Origin of the sequence: Microlunatus endophyticus (assembly GCF_014646195.1) — a bacterium.
Lineage (GTDB): Bacteria > Actinomycetota > Actinomycetes > Propionibacteriales > Propionibacteriaceae > Microlunatus > Microlunatus endophyticus.
Window position 1 is genome coordinate 20,979 of sequence record NZ_BMMZ01000003.1, and the last position, 20,257, is coordinate 41,235.

Genomic DNA, 20,257 nt, shown 5'->3' on the forward strand with positions numbered 1-20,257 from the left:
ACCCCTCGACAAGCTCGGGGCTCGTGAGCAGCGTCACAATCCATAGCGGAAGAAAGCAGTTCGGTTGACGGTTCAAGCGAACATGACCGACACCACACCCGTCGCCCCCGCGGCCCTCGCTGAGTTCGAGGCCGAGTTCGCCGATCAGCTCGAGCTTGCCGCCGACGCCCAGGACCTGTTGTTCCGCGCGGCCCGCACCGCCAACAGCTTCTCCGACGAGCCCGTCACCGACGATCAGATCCGTGCCATCTACGAACTGGTCAAGTACGCACCGACCGCCGCCAACAGCCAGCCGCTGCGGATCGTCTTCGTACGCTCGGATGCGGCGAAGGAGCGACTTCTGCCGCTGATGAGCGAGGGCAACCGCGTCAAGACCGCCAGTGCGCCGGTGGTCGCGCTGCTCGCCGTCGACAACGACTTCCACGAGGAGATGCCGAAGGTCTTCCCGCACGCCGGCGAGACGATGCGCGATTCGCTGGCCCAGAATGCCGAAGGTCGCGCGGCGATGGCGCGACTGAGCGCCGGCCTGCAGATCGGCTACTTCATCATCGGCGTCCGGGCCGCCGGCCTGGCCGCCGGTCCGATGGCCGGTTTCGACGCCGAGGCCGTCAGCTTGGAGTTCTTCCCCGACGGCAAGCACGACGTGCTGGTCGTGGTGAACATCGGCAAGCCCGGCGAGAACCCCTGGTTCGACCGCAACCCGCGGCTGGACTTCACCGAGGTCGCCACCATCCTCTGACCTGATCCCCTCTACGGATCATCACTGCAAACGCTCCCCGACCAGCAGGTCGGGGAGCGTTCTGCGTCTTCGGCTTGTGGATTCCGCGCCGGCCCCGGCGGCCAGCGCATGAGATCGCCGGCGATCGGCAGCCTCCTGCTCCCAGCCCGGCCCGAGTGTCAGCTGATGACCGAACCATCAGGGATGGTCTGCGGCTCGCCGTCGTCGGAGAGCTCGGCGGCACCCTCGACCCGGGTGTCCGCGCCGAAGGTCCAATCACCTTTCACGGTCAGGCTCTCGGCGGCAACCAGGGACGGTGCACCGGCCGGGAAGCGCGCATCGAAGTCGTGGATCTTCTTGTAGTAGCGGGAATCCAGATCGATCAGCGGCACCGTGTCGACGGCCTTGTTGATCGTGCCGTCCTCGCCGACGGTGTAGCTGTCGGACCTCAGCAGCAGCAGATCGTTGGTGGTCTTGACCGGCAGGAATCGCTCGCGACCGACAACGATCGCGGTCGCGCCGTCGAAGACCTCGATCGCCGCCCCCATCGCACACTCGATCTGGACCACCTCGGGGCTGGACGAGTCGGTCGGATCGACCGTCTTGACGTTCTTGATCAACGGCAGCCCGAGTACGCCCTTGCGCTCGACCAGCGTCCGGTAGAGCACCTCGAGGTCGAACCACAGGTTGTTGGTGTGGAAGAACGGATGCCGGTCCGGATCGGTGAAGTAGTCCATCTGGTCAGCCGGGGTCTGGGCGGTGTCGCGCAGGATCAGCCGGCCGTCGGATTTGCGGACCGCCAGGTGGCCGCCCTTGAGGTCGGCCTTGGTCCGACGGCACAGCTCGGCCGCGTACGGCGCCCCCGAGGCTGCGAACCAACCGGCGATCTCGGCATTGGGTGCCGCTCCGAGGTTGTCGGAATTGGACACCGACGCGTACCGGTAGCCGGCGTCCAGCAGCGTCTTCAGCACCCCGGACGCCAGCAGCGCGGTGTAGAGATCGCCGTGTCCCGGCGGGCACCATTCCAGACTCGGATCGGCCGGCCACTCGACCGGGGTCAGGTCGGAGGTCAGCAACTTGGGCTCGCGGTTCTGCAGGAAGTCCAGCGGCAGCCCTTCGACGGCCAGGTCAGCGCACTGCTCCAGTGCGGCCAGGGTGTCGTCGCGGGTCCGGAAGCTGTTCATGAAGAGCAGCGGCAACCCGACTCCGTACGACTCCCGGGCGCCCAGCACCTGGGACACGATCAGGTCGAGAAAGGTCCTGCCGTCACGCACCGGGAGCAGCGACTTGGCCCGCTCCATGCCCATCGAGGTGCCCAGGCCGCCGTTGAGCTTGATGATCACCGTCTTCGCCAGCGCGGCCTGCTGCGAGCCGGCATCGATCTCGACATCGGACAGCTTGTCCGGATCGGTCAGCGGACTGATCGAGTCCTCCGGGATCAGGCCGGTGGCCCCGGATTCCAGCTGGCCGTAGTAGTGACTGAAGACCTCGATGGCCTCCGGCGCTACTCCGGCCTCCGTCATCTTCTGCCGTGCTTGCTCCAGACCGCTCATATCTCCCAGATCGTAGAGGACGGCGGCTACAACCGGTTGAACGGTCCGGAGCGAAGCCGCGATCAGGACTTGAAGCCGACCTGCGTCCAGTCGGTCGTCTCGAACTGCACGGCGCCGTAATTGACCAGATTCGGGTCGGACACCACGATGTTCGGCGTCGCGGTGAAGGTGACCATCACCGCCAGGCTGTAGATCGCGTTGTCGAGCTTCTTGATCACGGCATAGCGCTGGGTCGGGTCGACGGTCGAGCCCGCCTGCTTGAAAAGATCACCGATCTGCGGGCTGGAGATCCCGGAGAAATTCGCCCCCGAATCCGCCGGCGTGAAGATGCCCTTGGCGCCGCCGATCGGGAATGCGCTGCCGACATAGGAGAATGACGTCATCTCGAAGTTCTTGTCCGGCCCGGTGACGACGTAGTCGGAGAAGTACTTGTCCGACGGGACGTTCTTGATCGTGACCTTCATGCCGGCCTGCTGCAGGTAGTTCTGCACCAGCTGGGCGCGCTGGTTGTTGGTCGGCGTTTCGGCGGGCGTGACGATGCTCAGGGTCAACTGCTGCCCGCCCTTCATCGCCTTGCCATCGGTGATGGTGTAGCCGGCGGCCTTCAGCGCGGCCTGCGCCTTGGCCACATCATGCGGATACATCGCGTCCTGGGTGTTGGCGTAACCCGCCTGTCCGGGAAGCAGGATGCTGCTTCCGACGGTGACCGCCGGAACGCCGAGACCCTTCTGGGTCACCGCGGCGAACTGCTGCCGGTTGATCGCGTAGAAGATCGCCTTGCGGACATTGAGATCGGTCAGCGGGCCGCTCTCGGCGTTCAGGGTGAGCTGGGTGTAGGTGGTCCCCCCGGAGCGCTGCACGACAGCCCCGGACCGTGCCTCGGCCTGCTTCAGCACGTCGAGCTGGGCACCGGTGTTGATCGAGGAGACCTCGTTGTTGGCGAAGGACTGACCGAGTCCCGACTGGTCGATCACCCGGAAGATGATCTTGTCGAGCTTGGGCTTGCGGCCCCACCACTTCGGGTTGGGCACCTCGGTGATCACGCCGCCGTTCTGGTCGACGCTGTCGATCACGTACGGACCGTCACCCGTCCACTGCTTGGACTTGAAGCCGGTGTTGTATGCCTCCGGACTCTTGGTGACCTCCTGCGGCAGGTCCGGCCAGACACAGGCCGGCCACTCGGCATAGGCGCCGTCGAAAGTCACCGTGTAGTGCCGGGTGTCGCTGCCGACCTGCTTGACGTCCTTGATGTCCTCGAAGCAGGCGGTGCCGGCCGGGCTGAACTTCTTGTTGGTGCCGTTCTGGGCCTTCCAGTAGGAGATCATGTCCGCGGCGGTGATCGGCTTGCCGTCGTCCCAGATCGCCTTCGGATTGATCTGCACGTCGACGGTCGTCGGGCTGTCGTTGGTGACCTTGATCGAGGTCGCGTAGTCAGGGTTGAGCTGCCAGCTGCCGTCGGCCGCGATCTTGATCCCGCTGCCGATCAGCGGCCCTTGGAGGGTCTGGGTGTCGGCGAGATTGCCATCGGCGGCGTTGTTGTTCCAGTTGGTCGGCAGCTGGCCGATCGCCAGCGTCAGGGTCCCGCCCTGCTTGACCTGGCCGTAGGCGAGCTTGGTGTAGTCGGTGGTCGGCAGCCCTGCCGACGCCGTACTGCCCGCCTTCGGCTGACCGGTCTGGCCCTGATCTCCCGGGCCGGATCCACCGCCGCCACAAGCGGCAGCTGTCAGGGTCATTGCGGCCACGGCCGCGACCAATGCACTGCGTCGTACTCTCATCGGATCCCCTCGTGTCGACCTGCTGCGCGAGCCGATAAGCCATCCGACGCTTCACCGACCGCTCAAGAACCGGACCCTTTCCACACTCCACCCAGGTCGTGCGATTCGGCAAGGATATTTACCGGATTGAGAGCGAATCCGTCGCCATCTATCGCCGAAATACAAAAGAGCCGGTTCACGTCCTCGGACGTGAACCGGCTCTCCTGACTTATGTTCGACCGGCTATCGATGCAATATCGATACTTCTATCGGGGGCGAATCAGCCCTTGAAGCCGACCTGGGTCCAGTCGGTGGTCTCGAACTGGGCCGCGCCGAAGTTCACCACGGTCGGATCAGCAACGCCGATCACGGGAGTCGCGGTGAAGGTGACCATCACGGCCTCCTTGTAGATCGCGTTGTCGATCTGGTGGAAGATCTGGATCCGCGCGTTCTGATCGAGCGTCTCGCTGGCCTTCTTGTAGAGGGTGCCGATCTCATCGGTGGAAATGCCGTAGTAGTTCTGACCGGAGTTGGCCGGGGTGAACAGCGACTTGCTGCCCGAGATCGGCAGCGCCGAACCGACCCACGAGAACGAGGTCATCTCGAAGTTCTTGTTCGGACCGGTGACCACGTAGTCCGAGAAGTACTTGTCCGACGGCACGTTCTTGATGTCTACCTTGATGCCGACCTGGCCCAGGTAGTTCTGGATGAGCTGGGCACGCTGGTTGTTGGTCGGGGTCTCAGCAGGCGTGACGACGCTCAGCTCGAGCTGCTTGCCACCCTTCATCGCCTTGCCACCGGTGATGGTGTAACCGGCGGCCTTGAGCGCGGCCTGGGCCTTGTCCTTGCTGTACGGGTACAGCTGGTCCTCGGTGTTGACGTAGCCCTTCTGCCCCGGCAGCAGGATGTTGCTGCCGACGGTGACCGGCGGGACGCCCAGACCCTTCTGGGTGACCGAGGCGAACTGCTGGCGGTTGATCGCGTAGAAGATCGCCTGCCGGACGTTCTCGTCCTTCAACGGCCCGCTCTGCGCGTTCAGCGTCAGCTGGGTGTAGGTGGTGCCACCGGTCCGCTCGACGATCGCACCAGACTTCGACTGGGCCTGCTTCATGACATCGAGCTGGGCGCCGGTGTCGATGTAGTTGACCTCACCGTTGGCGAAGGCCTGGCCGAGGCCGGCCTGGTCGATCACCCGGAAGACGATCTTGTCCAGCTTCGGAGCACGACCCCACCACTTCGGGTTCGGCACCTCGGTGATCACGCCACCGTTCTGGTCGATGCTGTCCACGACGTACGGGCCGTCACCGGGGTACATCTTGGTCTTGTAGGCGGTGTTGTAGTCCGCCGGCGTCGCCGTCGCGGCCTTCGGCAGGTCAGGCCACACGCAGGCCTGCCATTCGGCGTAGGCACTGTCGAAGGTGACGGTGTAGTGCCGGGTGTCGCTGCCGACCTGCTTGACGTCCTTGATGTCCTCGAAGCAGGTGGTGCCCGCGACGTTGAACTTCTTGTTGGACCCGTTCTGGGCCTTCCAGTAGGAGATCATGTCCGCGGCGGTGATCGGCTTGCCGTCGCTCCAGACCGCCTTCGGGTTGATCTGCACGTCAACCGTGGTCGGGCTGTCGCTGGTGACCTTGATGGACGTGGCGTAGTCCGTGTTCAGCTTCCAGCTGCCATCGGCCGCCCAGTTGATGCCGCTGCCGACCAGCGGGCCCTGGATGCTGGAGGTGTCCGCCAGCTGTCCGTCGGCGGTGTTGTTGTTCCAGTTGTTCGGCAGCTGGCCGATGGCCAGGGTCAGCGTCCCACCCTTCTTGACCTGGTCGTAGGCCAGCTTGGTGTAGTCGGTGGTGGGCAGGCCCGCCGAAGCGGTGCTGCCGACCTTCGGCTCGTTGGACGCGTGCTGGTCCCCCGGACTCGTGGAATTTGATCCACAGGCCGCAGCGGACAGCGCAAAGATCGCGGCGGTAGCCGCAAGCGTTGCCCTTCTTGCTTTCATGGTTGTTCCCTTTCGTAAGGTGGCCCGCCTGGCGGCCAATCCTGAATCAGATGTCAACACGGGCGATCACCCGCTGATCAGTCGGTGCTGATCGGTGTAGTGACACGCCGCGGACGTACCGCCCGCATCGTGCAGCTGTGGATCCTCTGCATGACACCTTTTCTGCTGCTCCTCCCCGAGCTGCAGATAGAGCGGGCATCGACCCGCAAACCGACACCCGACGAAGTCCTCGACCGGGCTCGGGAGATCACCTTCCAACAGAATCCGTCGCCGATTCCGCTCGACCTCGGGGTCGGGAATCGGGACGGCTGACATCAACGCCTTGGTGTACGGATGCTTGGGCTCGGCGAAGATCTTCGCCGCCTCGCCGTATTCGACGATCCTGCCCAGATACATCACCGCCAGCTTGTCAGCAACCTGACGCACCACCGCAAGATCGTGGGCGACGAACAGGTAGGACAAACTGAGGCGTTCTCGCAGATCCTCGAGCAGGTTGATGACGCCGGCCTGGATCGAAACGTCCAGTGCCGACACCGGCTCGTCAAGGACCAGGATCTTCGGATCGGTGGTCAACGCCCGCGCGATCTCGATGCGCTGCCGCTGGCCGCCGGAGAATTCGTGCGGGTACCGCGATGCCGTGGCCGGGTCGAGGCCGACCAGCTCGAGCATCTCGGCGACCTTGTGGGACTGCTGCCGCTCCGGCACGTTGTGCACCCGCATCGGCTCCGCGACGATGTCGCGGACCGTGAACCGCGGATCGATGGCCGCCATCGGATCCTGGAAGACGACCTGGATCTCCTTGCGCAGCGCCAGGCGGTCCTTGTTGGACAACTCGGAGACATCGACTCCGTTGATCTCCACCGCCCCGGACTGGGGCTTGGCCAGCTCCAGGATCTCCATCACCGTGGTCGACTTACCGCAGCCGGACTCGCCCACCAGACCGAGCACCTCGCCCGGTGCCAGCTCGAAGCTGACCCCGTCGACTGCCTTGACCGTGCCGACCCGGCGACGGAAGACCGCACCCTTGGTCAGCGGGAAGTGCTTGACCAGATCGTGGACCTTGATCACCGGCTCCGCGCCACGGGACCGCTTGATCTCCTGGGCTTCAGGACGCGGGAAGATCTCCGACACCGGCAGCCGGCCACTGACGATCTCATCGGACCGGATGCAGGCTGCGGCCCGGTCGGCCGTGTCCGCTCCGGCGACCGGCAGCAACTCCGGCTCGGCAGTCCGGCAGGCGTCGATCGCTGCCGGGCATCGGGGCTCGAACGGGCAACCCGGCGGGAGATTGGACAGCGACGGCGGATTGCCTTCCAGCGGGACCAGCCGCTGGTTCCCGGCGGTCTGCATGTTGGGCACCGAGCGCAGCAGGCCGGCGGTGTAGGGCATCGCCGGGTGGTAGAAGATGTCGTCCACGCCGCCGGTCTCGACGAGCTTGCCGGCATACATCACCGCGACCCGGTCGGCGTTGCCGGCGACCACACCGAGGTCGTGGGTGATCAACACCACGGCCGCACCGGTGATCTCCCGGGCCTTCTGCAGCACCTCGAGGATCTGGGCCTGGATGGTCACGTCGAGAGCGGTCGTCGGCTCGTCGGCGATGATCAGGTTGGGATCGTTGGCGATCGCGATGGCGATCATCACGCGCTGCCGCATGCCGCCGGAGAATTCGTGCGGGAAGGACAGCAGCCGACGCTCCGGCGACGGGATGCCGACGATCCGCAGCAGTTCGACGGCTCTGGCCTGGGCGGCCCGATCGGTCAGACCCCGATCGTGGAGTTTCAGTCCTTCGGTCAGCTGCCAGCCGATGTTGTAGACCGGGGTGAGCGCCGACAGCGGATCCTGGAAGATCATCGCGATCTCCCGGCCGCGCAGCGACGACATCGACGCGTCGCTCTTGCCGACCAGCTCCTCGCCGCGGAATTTGATGCTCCCCCGGACCCGCGCCGACGACGGCAGCAGCCCGATCACGCCCATCGAGGAGACGGACTTGCCGGAACCGGATTCGCCCACGATGCCGAGGAACTCGCCCTCGTGGACCTGGTAGCTGATACCGCGGACCGCGTGCACCACGCCACCCGGCTGGTGCGGGGCCGGGAAGTCGACCGACAGATTGTCCACCTGCAGCAACGGCACCCCGGAGGTGTTGCGAGTGACGCGACGAGCGCCTTGTTCGGTTGTCGTATCGAGCTCAGTCACGAGCTGCTCCTGACGTCGGATCCAGCGCGTCCCGCAGGGCCTCGCCGATCAGGCTGACGCCGAACAGCAGCACAACCAGAACGATGGCAGGGGACAGGAACATCCACGGCTGCGTCGTTGCCGCCTGCGTGTTGTCGGCGAGCAGGGTGCCGATCGAGGTCCTCGGCGGCTGGATGCCGAAGCCGAAGTAGGACAATGCTGTCTCACTCAGCACCGCGCCGACCACACCGAGGGTGGCATCGATGATCAACAGCGACGCCATGCTCGGGATGATGTGCCGGCGGATGATTTCGAAAGTGCCGATCCCCATGTAGCGAGCCGCGCGGACGAAATCGCGCTGTCGCAGCGAGCGCGCCTGGCCGCGGACGACCTGACCCATCACCATCCAGCCGAAGCCGGCGATGAAGAAGATCAGTCCCGGGATGATCAGATGGTTGAGCACCGGAGTGATCATGATCAGGATGAAGAAGCTCGGGATCACCAGCATCAGGTTGATGAACCAGCTGATCACCGCGTCGACCCGGCCACCGAGATAGCCCGCCAGCGATCCGACGATGGCTGCGATCAGGGTGGCCGCCGGTCCGGCGATCAGGCCGATGATCAACGACGTGCGCAGACCGGCCATCACCAGGGCGTACATGTCGTTGCCGACCGCGTCGGTGCCCAGCCAGTGATCGGCCGAAGGCGGTGACCCGGTGTTGAAGAGGTCCTGGACGTTGGGCTTCCACGGGTAGAACAGCGGGCCGAAGATCGCCCACAGCGCCATCAGACCGACGATTCCGATGCCGATCCAGAAACGCGGCGACTTGCGCATCCGCAGCCAGACCAGCATCCCCCGGCTGGCGTGACCGCCGCGCTCGGTGGTGGCCTGCTCGGGCCCGGTGAGGTCGATCCCGAGTTCGTCGACTTGCTGGGTTGTCATCTCACACCCTCACTCTCGGATCGAGGGCTGCGTACAGGACTTCCGACAACGTTGAGGCGATCAGGATCAGGACGGCGACATAGCAGATGGAGCCGGAGACGCCGTTGATGTCGTGGTTGGTGATCGAGGTCAGCGCCAGCTCCCCCATGCCGTGCCAGCTGAAGACCGTCTCCAGGAAGGTGGATCCGGTGACCAGCAGGCCGAAGTTGTAGGCGAAGAAGGTGGACATCGGGATCAGCGCGACCCGGACGCCGTGACGGATCATCGCCGATCCGCGGCGCCGGCCCTTGGACCGGGCCGTACGGATGAAATCGCTGGCCAGCACGTCGAGCATCACGCTGCGCTGGTAGCGCGAATAGCTGGCGGCACCGGTCATGATCAACGCGATGCTGGGCAGCACCAGATGGCTGACCCGGTCGGCGAGGATTCGTCCGGTCCCGCTCAAGCCCGGGGTGTATTGACCGGTGAAACTGATCACCTGGTGTCCGACCGCCGCATTGAAGCGGGTCGCAGTGATCATCAACAGAACGCCGAGGACGAACGCCGGCGTCGCCAGCACCAGGAATGACAGTGCGGTGACGATCTGGTCGCTGGCGCGGTATTGCCGCACCGCTCCCCAGACGCCGAGGACGACGCCCAGAAATGCGCCCAGAATTGTCCCGACAATGAGTAGTTGGAGGCTGATTCCAGAGCGAACGATGATCGAATGCAGCACCGGCTGATTGTTGTACATCATGCCGAAGTCGCCGTGGAAAATGATATTGCCGAACCACGTCAGCGCCCGCTGGATAACGGGGACGGACGGATCCTGGCCGAGGCCGGCGAGGATGTTGTGGATCGAGTTCTGATTGAGCGGTGGGTTACGACCCAGATACCGCGCCTCAGGATTCAGCGTGTAGCTGGCGAGGATGTACGCCAGTAACGTCGCGATGATCGTGAGAATGAGGTAGTTGATGATCCGTCGGACCAGATAGGCGAGCACGCTGGTACGTCAGCCTCTCGATCTGTCGCCCGCTGGCGAGCACGACTTAACCACCCTGCGATCCATTGGCGTACTTACCCTTTCGATCCCGACGCCGAGTGCCGTTTCCGAGGCGGCCCCGACCGTACAGATGGACGGCACAGTTGACCCCTCTGCCGCCCACAATGCGGGGAATCTTATCCCGCGATCCGCGCGGTCGGCGTCATGTTACCCAACTGCAACACGGACGACGATCAGCGTAACCACAACTGCACCCGGTAGCCAGTTCCAGGTCACTTCCGCAACAGCATCCTCAGCGGATCTATGTGTCCGGCGCCATTCGCGCTCTCGGTGTTCGATCGCCAGTTCTGTGACGGATCTGAGGTCGGCAGTTGCAGTAGGAGTCTGTCCGGGAATGGCGCCGAAGCGATTGCGTCCCATGACCGAGGAGAGCGCCGGCCGCTGTTTGCGGACCCCAGGCGCGCCCCAGCTCGTCACTTTGCGGATCCGGTCCCCGTCCGCCCGGACGTCCAACTGCAGGACGCCTCCGACTCGCCAGTCGACGAGGCTGGCGAAGGGGATCTCGTAGCTGCGCAGCAGGTTGATCACCCGCAGCCCGTCGTCGGAGACGATCACCCGCGGCCGGAAGAAGACCATCCAGGCGGCCACCGCAGCGGCCGCAACCAGGATCACGTCGTGGAAGATGTAGGTCGCCGAGCCCCGCCAGATGCCGTCGACCAGGGCCACCAGGCAGAACAGCCAGACGGCGATCGCGACGGCGACATTGCCACCGCTGCGTACGGTGACCTGTCCTCCCATACGGAGCAATCTAGCCGCCGTACGTGCCGAACCACTCATCGGCGCGGCCGCGACCCTTTGCGGTCCGGTCAACGGCTCAGGCTGTGACAAGATGGGGCGGCACCGGAATCTCCCCGGCCCTGCCCTCGTAGCTCAGGGGATAGAGCAACCGCCTCCTAAGCGGTAGGTCGTGCGTTCGAATCGCACCGAGGGCGCTCGGCGACGACGCGAAAGGGACCGGCCGCTGGCCGGTCCCTTTTCTCGTGGTGCTATCCGTGGAGCTCCGCGAGCTCAGCTGGCCGCGCTCTCGTCCTCGGCCTTCATGGCGGCGACCTGGGCGTGCACCTCTTCCATGTCGAGACCCTTGACCGCGGTCACGACCTCTTCCAGCGACTTGGCGGGCAGCGCACCGGCCTGGTTGAAGACCAGCACCCCCTCGCGGAACGCCATCAGCGTCGGGATCCCCTGGATGCCCAGCGCACCCGCCAACTGCTGGTTGGCGTCGGTGTCGAGCTTCGCGTGCACGACGTCGCCGTGTTCCTCCGACGACTTGTCGAAGACCGGCGCGAACATCTTGCACGGACCGCACCAATCGGCCCAGAAGTCGACCAGCACGATGTCGTTGTCGGCGATCGTCTTCTCGAATGTCTCGGCGGTGATTTCGACCGTTGCCATCTGTGCTCCTCGTATGCTGTCTCGGCTGTTCGGTGTCGCTGGCGTAACGCCTGCCGGGGTGATGCCTATTCCACTACCCTGCCCATGGCCCGGATCCCTACTTGATCGCGACCACCCGGCGCATCGGGATCGCCAATTCGACCGGGCCGTGCTTGGCGATCCGGTCCTCCAGGTGTTCGATCGCCGACTCGACCCGGGACCATCGGGTCTCCGGCAGGTAGAGCGCCTTCATCACGGTTTCGGCATCGGCCCGGGAGGTGACCCAGAAGCCGTACCGCTCGCGGCCGTCCTCGACCCGCCGCAACCCCGCCTCGCTGAGGCTGCGTTTGAAGCCGGCGAGCTCGACCGCACCGGGGAACTGCGGCCTGGTCCGCAGCCGGGCCGTCAGCCGGCCGAGCACCCGCAAGTCACGGGGAGCGATACCGCGCAGGGCCGGGGCGATCGCGGCCAGAACGCCGCCCGGTTTGAGCACCCGAGCGACCTCGGACAGCACCTGGGACAGTTCCGGAGTCACCACCAGCCCGAGCGAGGCGGTCACCGCGTCGACCGAGCTGTCGGCGAACGGCAGCCGACGGATGTCGCCGCGCACCCAGGGTCCTGGACCGCGCTGGGAGGCCAGGTCGAGCTCGGCCTCGGAGAGATCGATGCCGATCACCATCCGGTCGGCACTGGCCAGCTCCCGGGAGACCGCACCTGAGCCACAGGCCAGGTCGAGCACCGTCCGCACCCGGGGCGGGATCGCCCGCGCGAGCCAGCGGTAGGGCGTGGTGTCCCCGGCCGCGGCCTGGGACAGCACCGCCTCGACCGCACCAGGTCGCTGGTTGTGGAATTCGGCCAGGTAGTCCGCCCACCCGGCACCGCTCTCATCGGGCACCTGGTCGGGTGGGACGGTCCCGTTGTTGTCGTTGGTCACCGGCACCGCGATCGGTCAGACCTTGCTGACGAACAGATGCACCGCCGCCGTACGGTCCAGGTCGCAGCCGGTGCCGTTGTCCAGGTCGAGGCGTATTGCCGAGGTGCCCGGTCCACCCGATCCGGCCTGGATCTCGGTGCCCGGCACCACTCCCGCGTTGCGCAGGTCCGCCATCAGTTCGACATCCTTCTGCAGTTCCTCGCCGATCCGGAGGAGCTTCACCCGTACGCTACCGGTCGCGGCATCGACGACGTCGACCAGTGGCTCGTTCCCGGTCCGGAATCCGTCGATCTCGCGAGTCACTCCGAGCTCGCCCAGACCGGGGATCGGGTTGCCGTAGGGCGAGTCGACGGGGGCCTTGAGGAGAGTGACCAGGTGCTCCTCGACCTCCTCGGAGATCACGTGCTCCCAGCGGCAGGCCTCGTCGTGGACCAGTTCCCATTCCAGGCCGATCACGTCGGTCAGCAACCGCTCGGCCAGCCGGTGCTTGCGCATCACCCGGGTCGCGCGCTGGCGCCCGAGATCGCTCAACTCCAGATGCCGGTCACCCTCGACGTGCAACAGACCGTCGCGCTCCATCCGGGCAACTGTCTGGGAGACGGTCGGGCCGCTGTGATGCAGCCGCTCGGCGATCCGAGCCCGGAGCGGGACGATGCCCTCCTCCTCGAGCTCGTAGATCGTCTTCAGATACATCTCGGTGGTGTCGATCAGATCCCGCACGTCGTCTCCCTACCTCCGTCACCCTCACACGCCCCGCCTCGGGCCACCCAGCAGGACCCACAATCTGGAACGATGCAAGATTAGTCGATCGGGCGACCGGCTAGCACCCCCAGCAGCCGCGCCACCTCCGCAGCGACGGCATCCCGCGCGGGACCGAGGTATTTGCGGCTGTCGGCCAGCTTCGGATCACCGGTCAACAGGTCGCGTACGACTCCGGTGAAGACCACGTTGAGGTGGGTGGCGATGTTGACCTTGGTCATTCCCGCCGCGACGGCCCGGACGATCTCGTCGTCGGGCACCCCGGACGACCCGTGCAGCACCAGCGGTACTCCGACGGCATCCCGCAGTGCGGTGATCAGCTCCAGGTCCAGACGGGCCGTCCGAGTGGTCATCGCGTGCGACGATCCGACCGCGACCGCCAGCGCGTCCACACTGGTCGCCGCGACGAACCGGGCCGCGTCGGCCGGGTCGGTCCGGGCGCCGGGCGCGTGCACACCGTCCTTGCCGCCGACCTCGCCCAACTCGGCCTCGACGTCCAGCCCGGCGGCATGCCCGCGGGCCACCACGGCCGCCGTGGCCGCGACGTTGGCGTCGTAATCCAGCCCGGAGGCGTCATACATCACCGAGCCGAACCCCATTTCGCCGAAGCGCAGGCCGATCGCCTGGTCGACCAGCTCGTCGTCAGTGGCGTGGTCGAGATGGACGACGACGGGGACGCTGGCGCTGCGCGCGATCGACAGCGTGGCCAGCGCGATCGGTTCCAGTCCGTGGTGGTACTTGACCGCGTTCTCCGAGATCTGCAGCACCACCGGTATCCCGGCCCGTTCGGCGCCCGCGACGTGGGCCTCGGCGTGCTCGATACTGAAGACGTTGAAGGCTCCCACGCCACGATGGTCCGCCACCGCAGGGCCGAGCAGATCGGTCAGCCTGGCCAGGGTCATGCGTCCTCCCGATCCTGCCCGGTCTGATCCTGCCCGGTCTGATCTTGGTGGCCGGTCTGATCCTGGTGGCCGGTCTGATCTTGGTGGCCGGTCTGATCTTGGTGGCCGGTCTGCCAGGTGCCGGCGTACATCAGTCGTTGCAGGTTGCCCCGGTCGTCGACAACCGCCAGATCGGCCCGCCGTCCGGCCGCGATGGCGCCGACGTCGGTCAACCCGTGGCGCAGCGCGGGCGTACCGGCTGCCATCTGTGCGACCTCCGGCACCGACAGGCCGACCTGCTGGACGCAGAAGGCGAAGGCTCCGGCGGTCGTCAGCGTCGACCCGGCGATCGAGCCCTGACTGCCGTCCTCGGTCCGCAACCGGGCGACCCCGTCGGCAACCACCACCTCGAGCCCACCGAGGTTGTAGTCCCCCTCGGCGACCCCGGTCGCGATCATCGCGTCGGTGATCAGCCCGACCCGGTCCGGGCCGGCAGCATCGACCGCCATCCTGATCACTTCCGGGTGCAGGTGGACGCCGTCGCAGACCAGCTCGACAAGCACCCGGTCGTCGGTGAGCAGCACCGGCACCGGGCCGGGCTCGCGATGGTGGATCGGCGGCATGCCGTTGAAGAGGTGCGTGGCGACGCTGGCACCGGCGTCCAGCGCGGCGCGGGTGACTCTGTCGTCGCCCTCGGTGTGCCCGACGGCCACCGCGACCCCGGCGGCGGCGAAGCGGGCGATCGCATCCAGCGCACCGGGCAGCTCGGGCGCGATGGTGATCATGGACAGCCTGCCGTCGGCAGCGGCCAGCAGCGCTTCGACACTCTCCGGATCGGGATCGCGGAGCAGCTCCGGGGTGTGGGCGCCGCGTTTCCCGTACGAGAGAAAGGGTCCTTCGATGTGGATCCCGGCCAGCTCCCCGGTGTCGACGAGCGGTGCGAGGGCCCGGAGTTGATCTTGCAGAGTCTCGATCGGAGCGGTAACCAGGCTGGCGAACAGACTGGTCGTGCCGTGCCGACGGGCGAAGTCGATCACAGCCCGGGCGTCGTCGACCGACGTGGTCGCAAGATCGAATCCGCCACCGCCATGGGTGTGGGTGTCCACGAACCCCGGCACCACCCAGCCGTCGATCACCTCGATCGGGGTGCTCTCACCCAACGCGAACTGGTCTTCCGGATCGAAGGACCGGACGGCGGTGATCCGGTCCTGATCGATGATCACGATGGCGTCGGTGAGCAGGCCGTCGGCGGTGACGAGATGGCTGCATCGCAACCGGTGGGTCGTCATGGCACCTCCCTGTTGATCATGGCGTGATCACTGCGCCTCGGCGGTGACGCTCCGCCAGCCGAGCAGTCCGGCACCCACCAGACCGGCGCGGCTGCCGAAAGAGGACGTCAGCAGCTTCGGCCGGCGTTGGAAGGTCAGCCGGTGGTCGAATTCCTGATCGATGATCGGGAAGAGCAGGTCGGCCGCGCCGGACAATCCGCCGCCGACCACGATCGCCTCGGGGCCGAACAACGTCAGCGCGATGACAAAGGCCTCGGACAGCGCCGTACCGGCGATCTCGAAGGCGCCGAGTGCCTCCGGTTGACCGGCCCGTGCGCGGGTCGCGATCTCCTCGGCGGCGACGGGTTCGTCACCGGGAGTCGCTCCGGCCAGCCGACGATAGTTGCGGACCACCCCGGACGCGCCCGCGACGATCTCCAGGCAACCGACCTGACCGCACGCGCACTGCTGGTCGCCCGCGGACGGCACCTGCACGTGCCCGAGTTCACCGGCATAGCCGTCGGCCTCCAGCAGTCGACCGTCGACGATCACGGCGGCGGCGATACCGGTTCCCAGCGGCACGAAGAGCAGATTGGTCAGACCGCGACCGGAGCCCAGCTGCCACTCGGCCAGTCCGCCGGTCCGGACGTCGTGCCCGATGCCACCGGGCAGCCCCAGCCGGGCCTGCAGCGGGTCCCCGAGCTCGACTCCCCCGGTCCAGCCGATGTTCGCCGCGGAGATCACCACGCCGCTGGCGGAATCGACGATGCCCGGCACCACGACCCCGAAACCGACCGTACGGACCCCGATCGCCTCGGCCTCGGCCGCGGCGAAGGCACTGATCTCCTCGCCCAGCCACTCGACCGTGCCCCGGCCGCCGTCACCGTCGGTGAAGGCGGTCAGCCGGGTCGGAACCCGGGTCTCGGCGCGGACGGCGCCGTCGGGGGCGATCAACCCCAGTTTGGTGAAGGTGCCGCCGAGATCGACCGCAGCCACCAGCTCCTGAGCATCCGATTCCACGTTCACCAGGATTCCATGATCAATTCCAGTGCCGACAACCGGTCCGGCTCAGGACAGCACGACCGAGCGGGTCAGATTCCTCGGCTGGTCCGGGTCGACGCCAAGCAACAGCGCCCGGGCGACGGCGACCCGTTGGGCCAGCACCAGATCAACCAGCGGATCCAGGTCGTGGTCGACGAATTCCGCTCCGGTCGCGGCGACCTGCCCGGCCAGTCCGACCGGTGCGTCGCCGAACATCCAGGTCAGCCGGCCCGGCTGAGCGATGCTGATCGGCCCGTGACGGTATTCCATCGCCGAATAGGACTCGGCCCAGCTCGAGGAGGTCTCGCGGAATTTCAGCGCCGCCTCGTTGGCGATGCCGATGGTCCATCCGGTACCGAGGAAGCTGACCTGGTCAGCGGCCACGTGGGCCGCCGGAAGCTCGGCCGTCGTCGCGACGCCGCAGGACTCGAGGATGCCGGCGGGCACCAGTCCCAGCGCCTGGCGGAAGAGCATCATCACCGTCGTCGCGAATCGGGTCTGCACCACCGACTCCTCGTCGGCGAAGGACAGGTCGACCAGGCTGTCGGCCACGTCGGCAACCGGGGTGTCCGGCACGGCTGTCAGGGTCAGGGTCGGGATCCGCCCACGGACCGACGCCAGCAGTTCGACGACCTCGGTGGTCGTACCGGATCGGGTGATGGTCACGATCCGGTCATAGGCCCGGTGCAGCGGCACCTCGGTCGCGGTGAAGGCGTCGGACTCCCCCAGCCCGGCCACCTCCCGCCAGGTCGCGATCACCTGGCTGACGAACCAGGACGTCCCGCAGCCGACGAAGGCGACGCGTTCGCCCGGCTTGGGCAACTGGCCGGCGACGGTTCCGGCGAGATCGATCGCACGTGCCCAAACCTCGGGCTGCGAGGCGATCTCCGCGGTGACGAATGCTCCCGGCGCAGCTTGGGCGGGTGTGACCACTACAGCCTCCGGTTTGTCCGAATTGTGCTTGTTTGGGTAGTCAAACAAGCAGATATGAACATATCATGCTGTCAACGTACCGGGCGAGAGTAGGCGCGATGACCAGAGCCGAACGGTTGACCGCCCTGCTCGAGCGTCTGGTCGAGCAGGGGCGGATCGACGTCGAGCAATCAGCTCACTTCTTCGGCGTCTCCGCGGCCACCATCCGCCGAGATCTGGACCACCTCGCCGACCAGCAACTGCTGTCCAGGACCCACGGCGGTGCGGTGCCCAATTCCACCAGCTACGACCTGCCGCTGCGCTACAAGTCCAGCAACCGGGCGGAGGCCAAGACGCGGATCGCCGAACGTGCGGTCGGGATGCTCTGGCCGGGCTGCACGGTTGCCATGAACGGCGGCACCACAACGGTCGAGATCGCTCGGACGATACCGACCTCGGCACCACTGCACAACGGCATCACGATCGTCACCAACGCCATCAACATCGCCACCGAGATGACGGTCCGGCCGTTCATCAAGATCGTCGTCTGCGGTGGCGTGGCCCGGCCACAGAGCTACGAGCTGGTCGGCCCGCTCGCCTCCGAGACGTTGAGCCAGCTCACCCCCGACATCTGCTTCCTCGGCGCGACCGGCGTCGAGGCCGTCGAAGGCGTCACCACCGACGACGAGGACGAGTCGGCCATCAACCGGATCATGGTGACCCGGTCCAAGCGCGCGGTCGTGGTCGCCGACGCCTCCAAATTCGGCGAGGTCGGCTTCTCCCGGATCTGCCAGCTCAGCGAGGTCTCGACCGTGCTGACCGACGCCGATGCCGACCCCGAGCAGATCGCCCGGGTCCGCGACCACGGCGTCGACGTCATCGTCTGCTGACGCCCAGCCCGTACGCACCCGGCCCCGTACGCACCCCGGTCCGACCAGACGCACCGGGGCCGGCACCGCAAACTCGCGACAACACGAGTTCCCAGGCCCGTACGACCCCCCGACGACCCCACAACTCGCGACAACACGAGTTCTGCGTGCCTTGGCTTCTGCGTGCCTTGGCGCGAAAGTCGAGTAGTCGCGACTTTCGGGCTCGCGCGGCCGGACGCCGACCCGCGACCCGAACCAGGTGACCGCGACCGGGCGACCGCGACCGGGCGACCGCGACCGGGCGACCGCGACCGGGCGACTGAGCGGTGACGGACGACACGCATGCCCAAAAGCTGGAAACCCGTTGACCATTGAAGTTCCGGCGACCTACCGTGGAGACACACGGAAAGGAGGTGGTCCGATCAATGAATGACTTACGGACTTGTGAGGTGGTGGCTAGCTAGCCGCCCTTGGACTTGATTCAGCTGGTCTGGATCACTGGCCGTGCAGCGGCCGGCTAATCCAAAGCCAACACCCGAACCCGCGAGTGCCGGATTTGTCCCCCGGCCTTCGGATCTCTCACCTCCCACGAGGCCCGCTCTCCTGAAGTGAGCGGTTGAGACCGAAGCACAGCTCGCGGGTTTCGCACGTCCGGGCCCAGGCTGCCATCGCTCTAGGCTTGTCACCATGAGCCGGATGATCACCGTCGGACGGGACCGGCTCGGCCGGTGGCTGGACAACTTCGCCACCCGGCATCCTGACTGCTCGGCCCGCGCCGACGACGGTGTTGTGATCGTCACCGCGGCCGACGGTGCCGAGGCCCGGATCGGTGTCCCGTTCGGACTGCTGCCCGCCGGCGACCGATCACCGACTGACCGGCTCGTCGAGCACGTGCTGGTCGATCGCCGGATCGGCGCGGTACTGGTCCGGCGTGGCGGCTTCGCCGTCGGCGTCTTCGAGGCCACCACACTGATCAACTCCAAGGTCGGCTCGTCCTACGTGCAGAGCCAGACCAAGGCGGGCGGATGGTCCCAGCAGCGCTACGCCCGGCGCCGCGGCAACCAGGCCAAGCAGTTGTACGAGAAGGCGACCGAGGCCGTCGTCGCCGTTCTGCTCCCGGTCGTCGATGATCTTGCCGCGGTTGCCGGTGGCGGTGATCGGGCCGGCGTCGAGGCAACCCTCTCCGAGCGGCGACTTCAGGATGTCAGGAACCTGCTCCTGCCGAGGATCTATCCTGCCGAAGATCCGCGATTGCGTGTCCTGGAAGCGTTTCCTGACCAGTTCCTGGCCGTACAGATCGAGCTCAATGATCTTGCCTAGGACGGTTGGGCGCGGCCGTCACGGTGCCAGCCGACGGATCATCCAGCCATCGCCGGTGCGGCGGTAGCGAAGCCGATCATGCATCCGGCTCGGCTGCCCCTGCCAGAACTCGATCGTCTCCGGGCTGATCCGATAGCCGCCCCAATGATCAGGACGGGGCACGTCGACACCGTCGAACCGGCGCTCCGCCTCGGCATAGTCGGCCTGCAGCCGCTGCAGTGAATCGACCTCAGAGGACTGCGCCGACGCCCAGGCCCCCAGTTGCGATCCCCGCGGCCGGGTCGCGAAGTAGGCGTCCGACTCCTCGGCCGGCACCTTCGCCGCAGTGCCCTCCACCCTGACCTGACGCTGCAGCGGATACCAGCCGAAGAGCAAGGCCACGCCGGCGTTACCGGCCAGGTCGCGGCCTTTCTGCGAGTCGTAGTTGGTGAAGATCGTGAAACCGTCGCGCTGCCCTGCGCTGGTCGAAGGCTCGAATCCCTTGAGCAGCACGGTCCGCGAACTGGGGCGGCCGTCCGGCGAGACCGTCGAGATCACTACAGCGGTCGGCTCGGGCAGCACGCCACGCTCGCGGGCGGCGAACGCATCGTCCAGCCAGGTGCCGAACAACGCGTACGGATCGGCGGGCGCGGTGTCCTCGAGCAGGTGGACACCGGAGTAGTCAATGCGTTCGGCGGCGAGGTCGTGGCTCATCTGTCCAGTCTCGCAGCCCGGATGCAAG

General features: G+C 66.5%; 18 protein-coding genes and 1 tRNA gene. 4 read left to right on the forward strand and 15 right to left on the reverse strand.

Annotated features, from left to right (window positions below):
- The first annotated feature begins 82 nt into the window (after positions 1–82).
- The gene (locus tag IEY07_RS07010) at positions 83–739 is read left to right on the forward strand and encodes a malonic semialdehyde reductase (protein ID WP_188894495.1); all 657 of its coding nucleotides are present in this window, start codon (positions 83–85) and stop codon (positions 737–739) included.
- 158 nt (positions 740–897) lie between these two features.
- Here the strand turns inward: IEY07_RS07010 and IEY07_RS07015 are convergent, their stop codons facing one another.
- The 7 genes from IEY07_RS07015 to IEY07_RS07045 all read right to left on the reverse strand — a co-directional run bounded on the left by IEY07_RS07015 (position 898) and on the right by IEY07_RS07045 (position 10,919).
- On the reverse strand, positions 898–2,271 hold the full coding sequence (locus tag IEY07_RS07015; protein ID WP_188894496.1) for a UTP--glucose-1-phosphate uridylyltransferase: 1,374 nt from the start codon (positions 2,269–2,271) through the stop codon (positions 898–900).
- A gap of 62 nt (positions 2,272–2,333) precedes the next feature.
- Entirely contained in the window at positions 2,334–4,046 is a 1,713-nt protein-coding gene (locus IEY07_RS07020) for an ABC transporter family substrate-binding protein (RefSeq protein ID WP_188894497.1), read from the reverse strand.
- A 259-nt stretch (positions 4,047–4,305) separates the two neighbouring features.
- The gene (locus tag IEY07_RS07025; RefSeq protein ID WP_188894498.1) at positions 4,306–6,018 is read right to left on the reverse strand and encodes an ABC transporter family substrate-binding protein; all 1,713 of its coding nucleotides are present in this window, start codon (positions 6,016–6,018) and stop codon (positions 4,306–4,308) included.
- Positions 6,019–6,084: 66 nt separating this feature from the next.
- Positions 6,085–8,217 (reverse strand): ABC transporter ATP-binding protein, encoded by a 2,133-nt coding sequence (locus IEY07_RS07030; RefSeq protein ID WP_188894499.1) that lies wholly within the window; start codon positions 8,215–8,217, stop codon positions 6,085–6,087.
- A complete protein-coding gene (locus IEY07_RS07035; RefSeq protein WP_188894500.1) occupies positions 8,210–9,139 on the reverse strand; it encodes an ABC transporter permease in 930 nt (309 codons plus the stop codon). Before IEY07_RS07035 ends, IEY07_RS07030 begins: the two co-directional genes overlap by 8 nt.
- Position 9,140: 1 nt before the next feature.
- A complete protein-coding gene (locus IEY07_RS07040) occupies positions 9,141–10,121 on the reverse strand; it encodes an ABC transporter permease (protein ID WP_188894501.1) in 981 nt (326 codons plus the stop codon).
- Positions 10,122–10,328: 207 nt separating this feature from the next.
- Complete coding sequence (locus tag IEY07_RS07045; RefSeq protein ID WP_188894502.1) at positions 10,329–10,919, reverse strand: hypothetical protein; 591 nt, start codon at positions 10,917–10,919, stop codon at positions 10,329–10,331.
- Between the two features lie 121 nt (positions 10,920–11,040).
- Here IEY07_RS07045 and IEY07_RS07050 point away from each other — a divergent pair.
- Positions 11,041–11,113, forward strand: a tRNA-Arg gene (locus tag IEY07_RS07050).
- Between the two features lie 76 nt (positions 11,114–11,189).
- Here IEY07_RS07050 and trxA read toward each other — a convergent pair.
- The 7 genes from trxA to IEY07_RS07085 all read right to left on the reverse strand — a co-directional run bounded on the left by trxA (position 11,190) and on the right by IEY07_RS07085 (position 17,368).
- Positions 11,190–11,573, reverse strand: a complete 384-nt coding sequence (gene trxA, locus IEY07_RS07055; protein WP_188894503.1) for a thioredoxin — start codon at positions 11,571–11,573, stop codon at positions 11,190–11,192.
- 97 nt (positions 11,574–11,670) lie between these two features.
- Positions 11,671–12,486: a class I SAM-dependent methyltransferase gene (locus IEY07_RS07060; RefSeq protein ID WP_229669810.1), complete on the reverse strand. Its 816-nt coding sequence runs from the start codon at positions 12,484–12,486 to the stop codon at positions 11,671–11,673.
- A gap of 15 nt (positions 12,487–12,501) precedes the next feature.
- Positions 12,502–13,206, reverse strand: coding sequence for an iron-dependent transcriptional repressor DtxR (locus IEY07_RS07065; protein WP_188894504.1), 705 nt, complete (start codon positions 13,204–13,206; stop codon positions 12,502–12,504).
- A gap of 80 nt (positions 13,207–13,286) precedes the next feature.
- Positions 13,287–14,147 carry a class II fructose-bisphosphate aldolase gene (locus IEY07_RS07070; protein ID WP_188894505.1) on the reverse strand — a complete coding sequence of 287 codons (861 nt, stop codon included), beginning with the start codon at positions 14,145–14,147 and terminating at the stop codon, positions 13,287–13,289.
- Complete coding sequence (gene nagA / locus IEY07_RS07075) at positions 14,144–15,415, reverse strand: N-acetylglucosamine-6-phosphate deacetylase (protein ID WP_188894506.1); 1,272 nt, start codon at positions 15,413–15,415, stop codon at positions 14,144–14,146. The genes IEY07_RS07070 and nagA overlap by 4 nt, the downstream gene beginning before the upstream one ends.
- A 27-nt stretch (positions 15,416–15,442) precedes the next feature.
- Positions 15,443–16,414, reverse strand: a complete 972-nt coding sequence (locus IEY07_RS07080; RefSeq protein ID WP_188894507.1) for an ROK family protein — start codon at positions 16,412–16,414, stop codon at positions 15,443–15,445.
- Positions 16,415–16,462: 48 nt separating this feature from the next.
- Positions 16,463–17,368, reverse strand: coding sequence for an SIS domain-containing protein (locus IEY07_RS07085; RefSeq protein ID WP_188894508.1), 906 nt, complete (start codon positions 17,366–17,368; stop codon positions 16,463–16,465).
- A 98-nt stretch (positions 17,369–17,466) separates the two neighbouring features.
- Here IEY07_RS07085 and IEY07_RS07090 point away from each other — a divergent pair, with 98 nt between their 5' ends.
- Together IEY07_RS07090 and IEY07_RS07095 are read left to right on the forward strand one after the other, a co-directional pair.
- On the forward strand, positions 17,467–18,237 hold the full coding sequence (locus tag IEY07_RS07090; RefSeq protein WP_188894509.1) for a DeoR/GlpR family DNA-binding transcription regulator: 771 nt from the start codon (positions 17,467–17,469) through the stop codon (positions 18,235–18,237).
- 666 nt (positions 18,238–18,903) lie between these two features.
- Positions 18,904–19,536: an acVLRF1 family peptidyl-tRNA hydrolase gene (locus tag IEY07_RS07095; RefSeq protein ID WP_188894510.1), complete on the forward strand. Its 633-nt coding sequence runs from the start codon at positions 18,904–18,906 to the stop codon at positions 19,534–19,536.
- 18 nt (positions 19,537–19,554) lie between these two features.
- Here IEY07_RS07095 and pdxH read toward each other — a convergent pair whose 3' ends face one another.
- A complete protein-coding gene (gene pdxH, locus IEY07_RS07100) occupies positions 19,555–20,229 on the reverse strand; it encodes a pyridoxamine 5'-phosphate oxidase (RefSeq protein WP_188894511.1) in 675 nt (224 codons plus the stop codon).
- Between the last annotated feature and the right edge of the window lie 28 nt (positions 20,230–20,257).

Excerpts from the sequence above, each read along its gene's own strand:
- IEY07_RS07010 (WP_188894495.1), top strand. The coding sequence starts at position 83 with ATGACCGACACCACACCCGTCGCCCCCGCGGCCCTCGCTGAGTTCGAG.
- IEY07_RS07015 (WP_188894496.1), bottom strand. The coding sequence starts at position 2,271 with ATGAGCGGTCTGGAGCAAGCACGGCAGAAGATGACGGAGGCCGGAGTA.
- IEY07_RS07020 (WP_188894497.1), bottom strand. The coding sequence starts at position 4,046 with ATGAGAGTACGACGCAGTGCATTGGTCGCGGCCGTGGCCGCAATGACC.
- IEY07_RS07025 (WP_188894498.1), bottom strand. The coding sequence starts at position 6,018 with ATGAAAGCAAGAAGGGCAACGCTTGCGGCTACCGCCGCGATCTTTGCG.
- IEY07_RS07035 (WP_188894500.1), bottom strand. The coding sequence starts at position 9,139 with ATGACAACCCAGCAAGTCGACGAACTCGGGATCGACCTCACCGGGCCC.
- IEY07_RS07045 (WP_188894502.1), bottom strand. The coding sequence starts at position 10,919 with ATGGGAGGACAGGTCACCGTACGCAGCGGTGGCAATGTCGCCGTCGCG.
- trxA (WP_188894503.1), bottom strand. The coding sequence starts at position 11,573 with ATGGCAACGGTCGAAATCACCGCCGAGACATTCGAGAAGACGATCGCC.
- IEY07_RS07070 (WP_188894505.1), bottom strand. The coding sequence starts at position 14,147 with ATGACCCTGGCCAGGCTGACCGATCTGCTCGGCCCTGCGGTGGCGGAC.
- nagA (WP_188894506.1), bottom strand. The coding sequence starts at position 15,415 with ATGACGACCCACCGGTTGCGATGCAGCCATCTCGTCACCGCCGACGGC.
- IEY07_RS07090 (WP_188894509.1), top strand. The coding sequence starts at position 17,467 with ATGACCAGAGCCGAACGGTTGACCGCCCTGCTCGAGCGTCTGGTCGAG.
- IEY07_RS07095 (WP_188894510.1), top strand. The coding sequence starts at position 18,904 with ATGAGCCGGATGATCACCGTCGGACGGGACCGGCTCGGCCGGTGGCTG.
- pdxH (WP_188894511.1), bottom strand. The coding sequence starts at position 20,229 with ATGAGCCACGACCTCGCCGCCGAACGCATTGACTACTCCGGTGTCCAC.